We start from the raw sequence: 16,028 nt of genomic DNA, 5'->3' as shown, positions 1-16,028 counted from the left end.
TTCTCTTGTGCCCCCTTCGTCATGGGCAGCGCTCAGCGATTCGCCCCGGCCGGCCGTTCTTCGACCACGAGCTGCTGCGGCGATCCGTCCGCGCCCCGCGAGCGGCAATCTTCGATCTCGACGCCTTCGCCGTTTTCGATCCGGAAAGCCGGTCCTTCATGGCCGGTCAGGCGAACCCGGTGAAAGCTCACGTCTTGCACATTGCCGAGGAAGAACCCCTGGGCGCGCATCGGCTGAAGATCGGCCATCATCGCCGGCAGGCCCGCGACGGCGTCTTCGGCCATCGAAATGTCCACGTCGTCGAACGTGATCTCCGACACCCGCATCTCTGCCAGCCCGTATAGGAATCCGGCCGCCGCATGCACCCGGCGCGCCGTAATATGGGCAAAATGGATTCGCCGGAACCGCGGCGTCTCTTCCGTGACCGGATACGGATTTTTGTCCCAGACGTAACGGTCTTTGCCCCGCGGGCCGCAGAAATAATACAGGTTGAGAATGAACGGGCAGATGACGTCTTCCATGACGATATTGCTGACCCGGACATCTTCGACCGTGCCGCCGCGGCCGCGCCGCGACTTGAAGCGCAGACCGCGGTCCGTCTGCTTGAACACGCAGTTCTGGATCACGACATTGCGAATATCGCCGCTCATCTCGCTGCCGAGCACGACCGCGCCGTGTCCGTGCAGCATCGTGCAGTTGGAGATCGCAATGTTCTCGCACGGCACTCTCTCCGGCGTCTCTTCCGTGCCGGACTTGATCGCGATACAGTCGTCGCCCACGTCGATATGGCAGTTCGAGATGCGAACGCCGCTGCACGATTCCGGATCGATGCCGTCCGTGTTCGGCGAATCGGCCGGATTGAGAATCGACAGATTGTCGATCGTGACGTCGGTACACAAGACGGGATTGACGGTCCAGCTCGGCGAATTGCGCAGGTTCAGGTCGCGCAGCGTGACGCGGCGGCAGCGGTCCAGCCCGATCAGCTTGGGCCGCGGGTAAGGGAGCTGTTCCGGACCGCCGCGGTGCCGGTCCCACCACGGCGCTCCGCCGCCGTCGAGCGTGCCGCCGCCGGTCACGGACACGTCTTCGAGATCGGCTCCGTACAGGCACGAAGCATGGACCCGGCGCCTGACGCCTTCCCAGCGGGAATCGACGATCGGATACTCCGCCGGGTCCGCGCCGAAGTGCAGCACGGCGCCGGGGCTAAGCCGCAGCTCGACCCGGCTGCGCAGCGCGATCGAGCCGGTATGGTAGCGGCCCGCGGGCACGAATACGGTGCCGCCTCCGGCCAGGGCGGCGGCGTCGATCGCCGCCTGGATACCCGCGGTCGACGAAGCTTCGCCGCCGGGCATCGCTCCGTAATCCAGCACGTTATAGAGGGCCATAGGAATCGGCTCCTTCCCTGCCGGCTGCGAGCGGAGCACCCGTTTCTTCGCGCGGCTTCTCGCCTTGCTCCGTCCGCGTACCCGCTCCGCCCTGCGCTTCAAGCCGCGTAAGTTCGTATTCCGAGCATGCTTTGAGGAACGCGCCGAGCCCTTTTTGATCGTTCGTCACGATCGGTTCGCTGATATAATACGCGAACGTGCCGTCGCGTTGGTCCGCTCCGCCGAGACCGGCGACCTGGCAGTTTTTGTTCAGGTTGATCCAGCCTTCCTTCGTCTCCAGCACGAATTCGTCCAGCACGCCGCGAAAAGCGCGATCGAGCGGCTCCTGCCACGTCTCGTCAAGCACGCCGAGCCGTATGCCTTTGGCCATGGCGTAGACGATCATGCTCGAAGCGGAAGCTTCGAGATAATTGCCTTTGCGCTGCCCGCAGTCGACGATCTGGTACCAGACGCCGGAATCCGCGTTCTGATACCGGCGCAGCGCCGTCAGCGTATCGACGAGGATGCGGCGCAGCTTCGGCGTATCGGCATGGCCGGACGGCAGCAGCTCCAGCACGTCGACGAGCGCCATGACGAACCAGCCGAGCGAACGGCCCCAGAAATGCGGCGAACGGCCCGTATTCGGATCGCACCACGGCTGGATCTTGCGTTCGTCCCACGCATGGTGCAGCAGCCCCGTCTGTTCGTCGCGCGTATGCTGCTCGCACAGGATGAACTGCCGGGTCACGTCGTCCACTCCGGCGCCGCCCCCGTACTCCAGCTGGTACTGGAGATAGAACGGCGCTCCCATATACAGGCCGTCGAGCCAGATCTGGTACGGATAGATCTGTTTGTGCCAGAATGCGCCTTCGGACGTGCGCGGATGATGCTCCAACTGGGCGCGCAGCTGATCGGCGGCCAGACGGTATTTGCGCTCGCCCGTCTCTTGATGCAGCGCGAACAGCAGCTTGCCGTTGTTGATATGGTCGATATTGTACTCGCCCTGCGCATAGCCGCGAATCTGCCCGTCTTCCCCGATAAAATGATCCATTTGTGCCCGGATATAGCGGAAGTACCGGCTGTCGCCGGTACGGCACCACAGCGCCTCGAAGCCTTTGAGCACGACACCGTAATCGTACGACCATTTGCCGTTATGCCCGTTGCACAGATACAGCTTGGGACTGCGCGCCATGATCGATTCCGCCGTTCGTACGCTCCACGTTGACTTGGCTGACGATGAATGTTCCATTGAATCGCACCCTCCTTATTTCTGTTCTTTGTAAGCGGCTTCATATTCGGTGATCACGCTGGCTCCGCCCGACTTTTTCCAACTCTCGACTGCCGCTTCGAAGCCTGCCCGGTCCAGCTCGCCGAGAATGTATTTGTACGTCGCGTCCATGATCGTTTTTTGCAGCTCGGAGCCCTGCGTGTTGTACGTTTCCGATTCGAGCGAATACGCCGGGTTGAGCACCGCGTAGTTGGCGTTGTCGGCGATCAGCTTGTCGGACTGCTTTTTGAGCGGATCGGCGTCGTGAATCTTGTATCCGCTTTCTTTGGGACGGCTTGAAGCGAACGGCTGCACTTCCTGCTGCCACAGATCGGTATCGGTAATCGTGACCGCATCCTGATCGTCGGCCGTGTAATGCGTGCCTTCGATACCGTACGTCATCAGCGCGTAGCTGTCTTCGTCCATCAGGTCGTTCACGAACTTGAGCACCCGCTTGAGTTCGGCTTCGTCTTTCACTTCCGACCTCGGGAACGCCAGCAGGCCGCCGATCCCGTTGTTGGCCGCCCAGATCGCGCGATCCGCTTCATTGCCGGTCGAGGTGATGTCGTTGACGAGTACCAATTCCATATCGTCTTGAATGCCTTTGGCCATGTTGAGCAGGTTTTTGCTGTCAAAAATGGCCCCGACGTAGATGCCGGCCCGGCCCTGCGCGAACTTCTGCTGCTGGTCGGTTTTGGCGGTGACGGCAAAATCCTGATTGATGTACCCTTTTTCATACAGCGCCTTCATGTAGTCCATCGTCTCGAAATACGGTTCGGTCATAAATTCCGGCGTCATCTTCCCGTCTTCGCCCACCTGCCACATATTCGGCGTGCCGAAGTAGGAGCTCAGCGTCTTGAACGCGCCGTACACCAGATCGCTGCGGTCCACGAAGCCCGTCGTGTCGGCTTTGCCGTTGCCGTCCGGGTCGTCTTCGGTAAACGCCCGCGCGACTTCCATCAGTTCGTCCGTCGTGCGCGGCGTCTCCAGTCCCAGCTTGTCCAGCCAGTCTTTGCGGATCGTGACGCCGTTGCGCGCCAGGTCTTTCTGGAACGGCACGCCGTACAGTTTGCCTCCGATCGAAGCGGAGCGGCGCGTGTCTTCCGAGATGTTCGCCAGATTCGGATAATCGTTCAGGTACGGTTCGACTTCCCAGAACAGGCCGGACTTGAGCGAGTTGCGCACCGAGGAGTTGTCGAGCAGCGTCAGCGTGACGATGTCGGCCAGCGAATCCGAAGCGAGCGACGTATTGATCCGTTCTTCTTTGGAAGCGTCCGGAATCCAGGAGAACTGGATATCGGCGTTCGTTTTTTCTTCGATTTTGGTCAAAATGGTGTCGGTCGGCGGCGAAGCGGTATGCAAAATATTGAGCCAGCTGATCGTCGCTTTCGAATTTTCGTCGTACGGCTGCCCGGCGGCTCCCTGACTGCTTCCTCCTCCGCAGGCGGTCAGCGCAAGCATCGTCGTTCCCAGCAGAATCGCTCCGGTCTTGCGGGCTTGTTGGGCGGATTTTCTCATGTCGTTACCTCTTTTCTTCGGATAAATTGGGTCGTGCCGGATCTTGAACGCGGCGGACAGGCAAGCGGGTCAATAGACGCCGTCTTCCCCCATCTTTTTGGCGAGGCGGTTGGACAGCATGACCAGCACCAGACCGACCAACCCTTTGAACAGGCCGACCGTCGTGCTGTAGCTGAGCTGGCCGTTTTTGAGTCCCGCGGTGTAGATGTACGTATCGAAAATTTCCGCCACTTCGCGGTTGAGGGAATTGAGCAGCAGGTACATATGCTCGAACCCGAGGTCAAGCGTGCTGCCGATCTTGAGAATGAGCAGCGTGATGATGACCGGACGGATAGCGGGCAGCGTTACATGCCACGTTTTGCGCAGCCGTCCGGCTCCGTCCATCTCCGCCGCTTCGTACAGTTGGGTATCGACGACGGTAATCGCGGCCAGATAGATGATCGTCGACCAGCCGAGTTCTTTCCAGATAATCTGTCCGATGTACACGGTGCGCAGCCATTCGGGCGACGTCAGGAAGCTGATCTTGGGCAGCCCGACCGAAGACAGCAGCTCGTTGAGCACGCCGCCGTCCACCGTCATGAACACGTAAGTAATAGAGACGATGATGACCCACGACATAAAATGCGGGATATAGATGATCGTCTGGATCGCGCCTTTGAAAAATTTGTGCCGCACTTCGTTCAGCATAAGCGCGAGCAGAATCGGCAGCGGGAAAAAGAAAACGATATTGAGCGCGAACAAGACGAGCGTATTGCGCAGCAGCATGAAAAAGGTCGTTTCGGTAAACAGCCGGGTAAAATGCTTGAAGCCGACCCAGGGACTGCCGAGAATGCCTTGATACGGCTGGTAATCCTGGAAAGCGATCACCAGACCTCCCATCGGAAAATACTTGAATACGACAAAATACATAAAACCGGGCAGGATCATCAAATACAGCAGCATGTGCTTGCGCAGCCCGAAACGGCTTTTGCGCACCGTCCGACCGTCCAGCTTCAGCAGGGACGTATCGGACACGTTCACCGGCTTGGTCATCGTTTGCCAACCTCGCTTTCGCTTTGAATTCCGATTGCTTCCCAAGCGTAAGCCGCGGTCGGCATTCCGTATATAATCATCTCGTGGTAGCGCTTGCAAAACCGCGTGGCTGCGCCTTTTCCGCTGTTCGGAACTCAGCTGATGATTATGTGCGGGGCTGATGATTATCCGCCGGATTCCGGCCATACCCCCGATCTCCTGATCCGCGGATTATATACGGAATGCGGAGCCGCTGTTAGGGTGGAAATAGGCATTCCAGTCCACTCAAGGAGGTTCACAAGATGGAGCATACTTCTTCGAAACGCAAGCAAACGCTCGGCAGCCGGTTGTTCAATATCGCGAACTATACGGTGCTGACGCTGATCGCGCTGATCTGTCTGCTGCCCTTCATTAACGTGATCGCCAGTTCGTTCGCTTCCACCCAGGAAGTCGTGTCCAACCGCTTCATTTTGTTCCCGACGACGTTCTCGCTCGACGCTTACCGCTACATCCTGTCCACCCCGACCATTTTCAAAGGACTCGGCGTCTCGATCGGCGTGACGGTCGTCGGCACGGTCGTCAGCATGGCGCTGACCGCGCTGATGGCGTACGGGCTGTCGCGCCGCTACTTGAGAGGACGCAACGTGATCAACTTCGTCGTCGTGTTCTCGATGCTGTTCAGCGGCGGCATGATTCCGACTTTCCTCGTCGTCAAAGGCGTCGGCCTGATCGATTCCTACTGGTCCCTCATTCTCCCGGTCGCCGTCAACGCGTTCAACCTGATCATCATGCGCAACTTTTTTCAGGCGCTGCCCGACGAACTGGAAGAATCCGCGAAGATCGACGGCAGCAACGACCTCGGCATCTTTTTCAAAATCATGCTCCCGCTCGCCCTGCCTTCGATCGCGACGATCTCGCTGTTCTACGCCGTCACCTACTGGAATACGTACATGACCGCCATCTTGTACCTGACCGACTCCAACAAATGGCCGATCCAGGTGCTGCTGCGCCAGATCGTTATCGTGTCGAGCGGCATGCAGGCGGAAGGCACGTCGGTCGACGTCATCCCGCCCGCGCAGACGATCAAAATGGCCGTCATCGTCGTCGCCACCGTCCCGATGCTGATCGCCTACCCGTTCGTGCAGAAGCATTTTACCAAAGGCGCGCTGCTCGGAGCGGTCAAAGGCTGATTCCGACGCAAACGCAGGCCCCGTGCCGCTGTGGACACACAGAGCACGGGGCCTTTTTGCGTTTGTGTTCGGGGTACGGATACGGGTAAAAAAGGCCGCCGCGCCGTCACATATTCTGCCTCAGCTTGCGGTAGACGCCCGGCGTGACCTGTTCTTTTTTGCGGAACGAGCGGATAAAGTTTTGCGGATTCTGGTATTGGAGCCGTTCGGCGATCTCTTTGACCGTCTGGTCGGTCTCGGTCAGCCATTTCTTCGCCATATCGAGCCGATAGCTCATGAGATAGTCGCTGAACGTCGTACCGAATTCTTTTTTGAAAATGCTGCTGAGGTAATTCGGGTTGTAATGCAGGCGCTCCCCGATCTGGTCCAGCGACAGCTCCCGGTCGTATTCGTCGCGCACGATGCCGGCGATCGTCTCCGACAGGCAGCGGAACTGCTCGTTCGTCTTCTTCTCCATGCTGCGCACCATCGGGAAAATGACCTGCTCCACCAAAATCCGCTCCACTTCTTCCGGGTTGCGAATACTCAGCAGGCGATGGTACAGCGCGTGGTTGTCCGCCGTCAGCAGCACTTCGATCCCGAGCAGCTGTTCCAGCTGGATCAGATTGTTCACCAGGCGGATCAGCATCACTTCCAGATTCATCGAATTGCGGCTTTTCTTCATGAATTCGGCCAACAGCGGGTAGAGCGCCGCCGACATTTTCTCTTCGTCGCCGAGCCGGATCGCGTCGAACAGCTTCGATTCCAGCTCCGCCGGATAATGCAGCAGCACCGGACCCGGCACGACGCTCGCGATATCCGCGTAGAAAATAATCGATTCCTTGCCGAGGTTCAACCGCTGATGCAGCGCCTGCTTGCCCATCTCGCACGCTTCGCGGCTCTTGAGCAGCTTGGGATACGGACTGCTGATTCCGACGCTGACGGACAGCTTGAGATACTCTTTGACCGCGCGCACGACCTGCTTGGCGTACTCCAGCACGCCGCGGCGAATCTCTCCCTCGTCGGCGCCGTCGAACATGAGGATCGTCGCCTGCGTATCGTCGTTCAAAATGACCGGCAGCATCCGGCTGCGCGCCGGAATCAGCTCTTCGGCGATCTTGTTGACGGCCAGCAGCAGCACGTCCCGGTCGGGCGTCTCGCGCTTGCCCACGTTGTCGAGCTGGACGAGCATCGTCACGTACTGCCGATCGATGCCTCCTTCGTAACCGAGCCGCTTGAGCTGATGGTCAAGTTCCCCGGCGGAGATACGGCTGCGGAACAGATTGAGCACGAACTGCGTCTCCAGCTGCGGCTGCTCGGCTTCGATCAGCGTCTCCAGACTCTGCTTTTCGCTCAGCAGCCGGTTGATCGAAGACAAGATCCAGTCGATCTCGTTTTTGCCCGAAAGCGAACCGTGGGCGGGCAGGCTGCCGGTAATTTGCAGAATCGGCTTCGTGAAGCGGCCCGCGATGACGTAGGCGACGACCGTAATAAGCAGGATCAGCGCAAGTTCCATGGCGATCAGGCCGAACCGCGTCGTCTGCAGTGCGCCGGCGATTTCTTGTTGATCCAGCACGGTAAAATAGGTCCAGTTGTTGTAGGCGGAACGCGAGTAGATCAGCTGGGACTTCGCCGCGCCGCCCGGCTTCCAGTCCAGCATGCCCGCAGCGTGCTGACCGCCTGCCGCCGCTTCCGCGAGCCGCGCCTGTTCGCCTTGGCCCATATCCGGTTCGCCGGACTGCGTATCGTACATCAGATCGCCCTGCTTGTTCAAAATAAAGATGCGGGCGCCGTCCTCGGTCCGGATCGTCCGGTCGAGCGTGCCGAGCGAGAGGTCCGACAGCGCGATCGCTTCCTTGTTCCGGGAAAAAGCGGGCAGCGTATTGACGAACCGGATGCCCGATTCCGTCTTGATCCAGAACAGCCCTTTCTCCCGATTATCGATATAATCGGTGTACAGCTTCTGTTTCTCTTCGGCGCCGAGATGCGACAGCTTTCCGTTCGAGATGCGCCAGTCCCGGTTGAGGCTGATCAGCGTATACTCTGCGCCTTCGAGTCCCATCGTGGCGATATAGTTCAACTGCGTATTCACTTCGCGGTAAGCGAGAAAATCGCGCTCCGTAATCGGCTTGTCGACGACTTCGCCGAACGAACTGGTCGTACTGTATGTATTGAAAGCGTATTCAATAGTGCGGATTTTTTGTTCCAGGTTGTTTTTGGTCTGGGTAATGGAATTTTGCTTTTCTTCGGCTACGCTGTCGATCACGGAACGCACGAGCTGGACATAGGTGTAGATGCCGAAGCTGACGGCCAGGGCGACGCCCAGCAGAAGAATCGGAATAAACGTTTTGTAGAACATTTTTCCCTTTTTCATANCGCAGCGCCGCGGAATTGACGCGGTAATGCAGCTTGCCTTCGCCCGGTCCGTCGTAGAGCAAATAGCCGAGGCGCGCGCCCGTGAGGCGGCTGACCAGCGCGGTCCGCACTTCCCCGCCGCCCAGATCCGCTTCGCGGCGCACCAGATGGCTGTCGGCTGCTTGGGAGAACGCGGGCCAGCCGTCGCCGGCGTCGTACCGGTCCGCCGAATCGAACAGGAGATCGCCGCTGAGCATATCGACGTAGAGGCCCGGCCGCGTCTCGTTCCAGTACGCGTTGTCGTAAGGCGACTCCATTCCTCCACGGACGATCACTTCGTACTGGACGGCGCTCAGCTTGCCGCGCAGCTTCTCGCGGTCGCGTTCCGTATCCCAATGTTCGCGCAGAAAAGCGTCGCGCCCGGAATGCTGCCGGTACAGCCGGTAATGGCCGAACCGATGCTTGTAATAATCCTGATGTTCCGCTTCGGCCGGATAGAAGCGGCCAGCGTCGGCGATCTCGGTCACGATTTTGCTTTTGAACCGCCCGCTTCGCCCCAGCGCCCGCCTGGAAGCTTCCGCTTCGCGCCGCTGGCGTTCGTTGTGCGTGAAGATCGCCGCCCGGTACGAACGTCCGCGATCCTGGAATTGGCCTTCGGCATCGGTCGGATCGATCTGCTGCCAGAACAGCTCCAGCAGGCGCGTATACGGGAAAATATGCGGGTCGAACGTGATCTGCACCGCTTCCGCATGGCCGGTCGTTTCCCGGCCGACTTCTTCGTACGTCGGATTGTCGGTATGCCCGCCCGTATAACCCGATACGATCGACACGATGCCCGGCAGCTCGTCGAACGGCGACACCATGCACCAGAAGCAGCCCCCGGCAAACGTCGCGAGTTCCAGCGCGGAGTGATTCGGGGCGGCGTCCGTATCGCCGGATGCGGGAGCCGCTGAGGCGGGCGGACGCGGGGCGGCTGTGGCGGAGATGGGCGGTGCTGAGGCCGGGCCGGATGACGGCGGAGGCGAGGCTTCACCGGAAAGCGAAGTTTCCTTGGAAAACGGAGGTTCGGATTTTCTTTTGCCGAATCCGAACTTGAAATCGAAATCAAACAGTCGTGCGCCCTTTTTCATGGATGCTCCTCCTCTCGTTGGCCGACCGGCCCGGTTAACCGATTATTTTAGCCGATCACGATACATTTGGCGTCTTCTCCGTGGCCGATCCGGCTCGATCTGACGATCGGAATGCCGCTTCCCTGCGTCAACTCCAGCAGGTAATCGCGGACGAGGCCGAATTCGCCCCGGCGCTCAAGCTCCGTAAACGTACCGAGCAGCAGACCCGAGCAGCGCTCGAACGCGCCGGTCTGCGACAGCTGCGCCAGCAGCGAGACGATCCGGTTCGCGCCGCCGCCGAGCGATTCCAGCAGCAGCACTTTGCCCGAAAAGTCCGGCCAATACGGCGTCCCGGCAAGCTTGAGCAGGCAGCGCAGATTGCCGCCGACCACGTCGCCGTCCAAATCTTCGCCCCGCAAAAACTCGAAATCGAAATTGTACAAATCCGGCAGCCCTTCGAAAAAAGTCCGGTAAAACTCTTCGCGCTGCCGCTCCGCGTAAGCGCCGACCAGATTCATCGTCCGGTAATGGTACGTGCGGATGCCGCTGCGCGCAGCGATCGCGTTCAATACGGACGACAAATCGCTCAGCCCAAACAACGGCTTGCTTCCGGCGCGTATCCGTTCGTAATCGAGCAGCGGCAAAATCTGGTTCGCCGAATCGCCGCCCGACACGTCGAAGACCGCCGCGATGTGGGCGTCGGCAAACAGCCGGTTCAATTCGTCCGCCCGCTCCTGCGGCGTTCCGCTGAACAACGAAGACGTGCGCATAAGCGTACGCGCTTCTTCGACTTGCAGGCCGAACGCTTGCAGGCAGCCGGTCAGCGCTTCGATCCGCGGGCGATCTTCCGGCGGCAGTCCGTCCGAGCAGGACATCAAAGCGACGGTATCGCCGGGCTTGAACGTAAATGAGGACATGTTCCATTCTCCTTTGGGTCCGAATAGGGTGACTGCTTTTATTTTACACCATTTTGTCGGAAGGTTCTTCTTGGACCTTTTTGGGGTCTTTTTTTGATTTTATAGTTCTTTATTGTGAATTTTTCATTACCTTATTTTATTTTTTTGAAAAATCTCTACCGCAGCTCCCTATCCACTCTAACAACCCCATTTCAGATCCAACCTGCTTTCCGATCCGGCAAACTCCAAGATAAAGACGTATTAACGACATTACCGCACTTATTCGGGTCCAAACAATGCCGGAATCGCAAATAACGTCGTAGATCCACTTATTTCGCGTGAAAAAGGGTGATTTCGCACATCAGCCGACAAATAACTGTCGTCACGCAGTTATTTTGCCAAATGCGGAGATTAATCACGAAATAACTGTCCTCACGCAGCTATTTCAACAAAACGGACGAAACGATACAGGCTGCGTACCGAACTCGATATGCGGAACGAAAAAACCCCGGCTCCGCGTCTGCGGAATCGGGGTTTCGGGCATACGTCTATTGGAACATTGGAGCATTCCGGTATTCGAGCATTCAAACGTTCAACCACTCAACCACTCAGGCACTGCGGATCACAACGCGAAAACGGCCTCTCGGAACCGTCCATCAGGACACGATCGTGCGGCCTACCTGTTCGGGCGGCAGTGGGCGGCTGTAGTAGAAGCCCTGCACGTTGTAGCATTGCAGCTCCTGCAGCAGCGCGACCTGCTCGCTCGTCTCCACGCCTTCGGCGATAATCTTCAGACCGAGCTGCTTGGCCATCGAAATGATCATCTCGGCGATCGCTTTGCTGTCCGGGTCGGTCGTGATTTTGCGGATAAACGAACGGTCGATCTTCAGGCAGCTGATCGGCAGGCTGTGCAAATAGCTCAGGGAGCTGTAGCCGGTGCCGAAATCGTCCATCGAGACGGAGATGCCCGCCGCTTTGAGCTGGTCGAGAATCTCGATCACATGCTCTTCGTTGTGCATCATCGCGCTTTCGGTAATTTCCAGTTCCAGCAGCCGCGGATCGAATTCGGTCTCTTCCAGCGTCCGCAGGATGCTCTCGTAAATGTCGGGCTTCATCAGGTGAACCTGGGACACATTGATCGCAATCGGCAGCTTGCCCAGCCCTTCGCGCTCCCAGCTTTTGGCTTGCAGGCACGCGGTGCGCAGCACCCATTGCTCGATCGGCACGATCATGCCGCTTTTCTCCGCCATCGGAATGAAGCGGAGCGGCGAAATTTCGCCGTGGACAGGATGATCCCAGCGGATCAGCGCTTCATAACCGATCGCCTGCCCGCTGCGGATATCGAATTTCGGTTGATACATCAGCCGAAGCTGGTCTTTTTCAAGCGCAAGTTCGAGTTCCTGTTCCAGCCGCATCTCTTCGAGGCTCGTCCGGTCGCTTGCCGCGTCGTAAAACCGGTATTGGGCGCTGCCGTTCTGCTTCGCGTCGTACATGGCGGAATCGGCGTATTTGGTCAGCAGCTCGCTCGACAGCCCGTCGTCCGGATAGCGGGAAATGCCGACCGAAGCGGACAGCTTGACGGTGTGCTTGCCGATCTCGAACGGATCGTTGAACCGCTCGACGATCTGCCCCGCCCATTTCTCCGCTTCCGAACGGCGGTACACGGACGGCAAGATGACCGTGAATTCGTCGCCGCCCATCCGGGCGAGAAAAGCGTCGGACGGAATGCAGCCTTTGATCAATTTGCTGGCATGCTTGATAACGAGATCGCCGAACGCATGCCCGAAAAAGTCGTTGACGCGCTTGAAGCGGTCGAGGTCGATAAACAGCAGCGTAAACGGTTCCGGTCTCTGATCGCCGTAATTCGTGTACCGCTCAAGCGTCACTTCGAACGAACGGCGATTCGACAATCCGGTCAGCTCGTCGTGGTAGGCGAGATGGCGGATCGTTTCCTGGTCCCTTTTGCGTTTCGTAATATTTTTGACGATGCTGTACGCACCCACGACGTGCCGGTCGACGACGATCGGCAGCGAGGTCAGCGCATACGACTGCACATGCCCGTCCACGCCCTGCATATCGATCTCGGACGTGCCGGGACGACCGCCGAGCACGAGCTTCAGATGATCGGCGACGATCCGTCTCTGCTCGCCGGCGAACAGGTCGATGAAGCGGGTATCGAGCATTTTTTTGCCGAGCTTTTTGGAGATGGCTTCGGCGCGGGCGTTCATGCCGGTCACGACGCCGCGGGCGTCGAATTCCAGCACCCCGTCGGGATTGTGTTCATACAGGGAAATGTAGTGCTGCTCGCGCTCGCGCAGCTTGCGGCTTTGCAGCTTTTCGCGCACGCGCACGAAATCGTCCGGAAACGCCATCAGCAGGCAGACGATAGCCAGCATGAACAGATAAGGCACGAGGAACGCGCGGTTCTCGCCGATCTCCCCTGCCCGGTCGTAGACGTCGAGCGGCAGCACGGACAGGACGCACAGGATCGGAACGCCGAACAGCGCAAACCCGCACAGAATAATGCCGGGGATGTTCCAGCGCGAGTTCAGCCCGTGCTCCCGATTGCGGCTCGACAACGTGACGAGGCGCATGACGGCAAAGCCGATACAAAACGTAAGGATCACGTTCATCGCCACAAGATCCGGATTCCATACGGCCAAATGGCGGAACAGCAGCATGACGTTGGCGTAATCGAACAGCAGAATCGTGAACGAAACGATCAGTCCGGTCCAGAAAAAACGGGCCGAGCCGCTGGCCGGCTTCACCGCGTAACGAATCGCGAGCGAAGTCGCGGCCACGCAGCCGAGCACGGTGAAAATCAAATGGATCGCATAATAGTCGCGGTTCACCACGAGTTCAAGCGACAGCGGCGCCACGATATGATCAATGCTGAAAGCGGCCGCGCCGAGCAAAATGACCATTTGCTGGCGTTTGCGCACGCGAACGGTCCGAAGTTCCGATTGTTTCCATGCCGAGCCGTATACGATCAAGGCGCATGCCGCGATCGAACCCAGCAGCGAAATTGTCAAATAGACCCAATTCAACGATAGGATTGCTAAGATGTCATTCATGATTTTCTCTCCCGCCTGAATAGCTTAGGACTATATTGCACAACCACGCCCATATCCCCATAAAAATGAGTCTTTTCTCATATAAGTTACCCACCAATATGAGTCTCGAAACTCAGTTTCTTGATAAAAAAAGGCAGACAAGCCGCAGGATATTCCTGTACTTGTATGCCTGACATCTTACTGGAAATTGAGGGTCAAGAAAAGACTTTTTTGTGCGGCTAACGTCATGCTTTCACTTTTTGCTGCGCTGCCAATACGTATTTCAAGCGATTCTCCATCGCTTTCCACCGTTCGGTATCCGGCTGGTCGGACAGCGAGAGACGCATGCCGTCCGCCGCTTCTTCCGCCTGACGCAGCAGCGCTTCGGCTTCCGTCCCCAGCTTGTGCGACAGCTGCCGGCCGTAGAAGTCTTCAAACTCAGGCAGCCGGCTCTCCGTGACGTGCTGCAGCGCTTCGCGGAACGTGGCCAACGCCGCTTCGCGCACGGCATCCCGGCCCCGCTGCTCGAAAAACGCTTTGGGGCTTTTGAACATCGGCCAGAGCGAAGCCCAGTCCAGCGCGCCGCTGAGCTGCACTTCCGACACGTAAGGCGTCTCCCACGCGCCGCCGTCTCCCGGTTCAAGCCGGTCGAACGGCGCTCCGAGCCCGGCCAGCCGGTCCCGCGTATCGTTCAGTCCCGCCGCCAGCATGCGCTGGCCGGCCCGTTCGATCCGCAGGCCGGTCGCCAGCAGTTCGTTCTCCGCTTCGCGGGCGACCATACGCGACAATTCGCGGCCGCAGGCCAGGAACGACGCTTTGAGGTCGCCGATTCCGGCGTGCAGCAGCGCCGGATTGAAGCTTTCGGCGAACCAGTCGCCGAACCGGAACTCGATCCGCTGCCGCACGTGGAACAGCAGCTCGCGGATCTCGCGCACCAGTTCCGGCGTTTTGTCCGCCGCTCCGGCGAAGCCCGCGATCTCGCGTGCTTCGACCGCCGCTTTCGCCAGCCGCTCAAGCCGCAGCTGCCGTTCCTGCGCGCCGAGGTCCGCTTCCGCGATCCAGCTGTTCAGCCGTTCGCGCGACGCTTCGATCTCGCGATCGGCCGACGCCGCGGCAAGCCCGGCCAATTCTTCGGCCGCAAAATGCAGCAGTTCCCGCTCGAACGCTTCGAACCGGTCGAATGCCGCTCCGCCGAACTCTTCGACCGCCGAAGCGGCGGCCGAGCCGGCGGATGATCCGGCGCCGGAGTGCGCCCGGCCGGAGCGCTTGCGCTCCAGCGCGCGCAGGCTCGACACCGGATAGATGCGCGGATTCAAGATGCCTTCGCCGCGCAGCCGTTCTTCCAGATGCGCCGTCACCCCGCCGCATTCTTCTTCCGAATCGGCCAGGTCGGCGGCGTTGACGATAAAGAACGTCTTGTCGACGCTGTCGCTGCCTTTGACGCGGCCGAGCTGCGCCAGAAACTGGCGGTCCGCCCGGGAGAACGCATGGTTGTAATACGTGACGAAGACGAGCGCGTCGGCATTTTTCATATAGTCGAACGTGACGCCCGTATGGCGGGCGTGCACCGAATCGGCTCCCGGCGTATCGACCAGCACGATCCCCTGCCGCGTCCATTCCGAATCGATATACAGATCGATTCGCTTCACGAAGCAGGCGCGGCTCTCTTCCGCCGCGTACAGGCGGAATTGGTCCGGCTCCGCCAGGCTTTCCGTGCCGAGCATCGGCTCGGCCAGATCGAAGCCGGCGTCCGCGGCGCGCAGGAAGCTGTAATGGGCGCGGCCGGACGGATGGATACGGTCCGGCGTCAGCGCGCGCACTTCGGCGCGCCAGTGGCCCGCCGCCGGATCGCCCAGACCGAGCAGTTCGCAGGCGTCGGCGAGGTCGCCCATCAGTTCTTCGCGCGTCTTCATGACGATCAGCGCGCGGCCGTGGTCTTCGGCCCGTTCCGGGGCCATGATCCGGCTGATTGCCGCGGTCGTCGGATGCGGGGACACCGGCAGGAATCCGTCTCCGAGCAGCGCATTAGCAAACGAAGACTTGCCGGCGCTGAACGCTCCGAACAGCGCCAGCGTGAAGCGCCCGCCGCGCAGCGAAGCTTCGCGTTCGCGCATGGCGCGCAGCGCCGAAGCGAACGCGGGCAGCGGCGCGAGCACTTCGGCCGCTTCGCGCAGCCGGTCCGCCGCCGCGTGCAGGATGTCCAGCCGGCCGCCGGCGCCGGCGTCTTCGGCCGAAGACGCCGCGTGCAGGCCGGCAGTCTCCCGGCCTGCGGGCGCTGCATGCGGC

9 protein-coding genes and 1 pseudogene are annotated in these 16,028 nt (G+C 59.6%); 1 reads left to right on the top strand and 9 read right to left on the bottom strand.

The genetic code is table 11. The features are described 5' to 3' along the window. Positions 1-32 precede the first annotated feature (32 nt). The 4 genes from FTE24_RS11130 to FTE24_RS11115 all read right to left on the bottom strand — a co-directional run bounded on the left by FTE24_RS11130 (position 33) and on the right by FTE24_RS11115 (position 5,091). Entirely contained in the window at positions 33-1,385 is a 1,353-nt protein-coding gene (locus FTE24_RS11130; RefSeq protein ID WP_150229604.1) for a glycoside hydrolase family 28 protein, read from the bottom strand. Beyond that, entirely contained in the window at positions 1,372-2,613 is a 1,242-nt protein-coding gene (locus FTE24_RS11125; protein ID WP_150229606.1) for a glycoside hydrolase family 88/105 protein, read from the bottom strand. The genes FTE24_RS11130 and FTE24_RS11125 overlap by 14 nt, the downstream gene beginning before the upstream one ends. 15 nt (positions 2,614-2,628) lie before the next feature. Beyond that, entirely contained in the window at positions 2,629-4,149 is a 1,521-nt protein-coding gene (locus FTE24_RS11120; RefSeq protein WP_150229609.1) for an extracellular solute-binding protein, read from the bottom strand. 69 nt (positions 4,150-4,218) lie between these two features. Continuing rightward, positions 4,219-5,091 carry an ABC transporter permease gene (locus FTE24_RS11115; protein ID WP_150230689.1) on the bottom strand — a complete coding sequence of 291 codons (873 nt, stop codon included), beginning with the start codon at positions 5,089-5,091 and terminating at the stop codon, positions 4,219-4,221. A 371-nt stretch (positions 5,092-5,462) separates the two neighbouring features. On the opposite strand from FTE24_RS11115, the gene FTE24_RS11110 reads away from it, so the two are divergent. After that, a complete protein-coding gene (locus FTE24_RS11110) occupies positions 5,463-6,350 on the top strand; it encodes a carbohydrate ABC transporter permease (protein WP_141445840.1) in 888 nt (295 codons plus the stop codon). Between the two features lie 106 nt (positions 6,351-6,456). Here FTE24_RS11110 and FTE24_RS23235 read toward each other — a convergent pair whose 3' ends face one another. The 5 genes and pseudogenes from FTE24_RS23235 to FTE24_RS11085 all read right to left on the bottom strand — a co-directional run. Further along, a complete protein-coding gene (locus tag FTE24_RS23235) occupies positions 6,457-8,703 on the bottom strand; it encodes a helix-turn-helix domain-containing protein (RefSeq protein WP_150229611.1) in 2,247 nt (748 codons plus the stop codon). Positions 8,704-8,758: 55 nt separating this feature from the next. Next, positions 8,759-9,814 (bottom strand): annotated as a pseudogene (gene msrA, locus FTE24_RS11100) (peptide-methionine (S)-S-oxide reductase MsrA); the annotation flags it as partial. Positions 9,815-9,861: 47 nt separating this feature from the next. After that, positions 9,862-10,710, bottom strand: coding sequence for a S66 peptidase family protein (locus tag FTE24_RS11095; RefSeq protein WP_150229613.1), 849 nt, complete (start codon positions 10,708-10,710; stop codon positions 9,862-9,864). Between the two features lie 635 nt (positions 10,711-11,345). Beyond that, complete coding sequence (locus FTE24_RS11090) at positions 11,346-13,763, bottom strand: putative bifunctional diguanylate cyclase/phosphodiesterase (protein ID WP_150229615.1); 2,418 nt, start codon at positions 13,761-13,763, stop codon at positions 11,346-11,348. 224 nt (positions 13,764-13,987) lie between these two features. Then, positions 13,988-16,028 (bottom strand): dynamin family protein (locus FTE24_RS11085; RefSeq protein ID WP_202111834.1); only part of this gene is annotated, 2,041 nt, incomplete at its 5' end.

This window comes from Saccharibacillus sp. WB 17 (assembly GCF_008634075.2).
Taxonomy (GTDB): Bacteria; Bacillota; Bacilli; order Paenibacillales; family Paenibacillaceae; genus Saccharibacillus; species Saccharibacillus brassicae.
The sequence above is the reverse complement of the archived record's forward strand: the minus strand, read 5'-3'. Positions and strand labels throughout refer to the sequence as shown.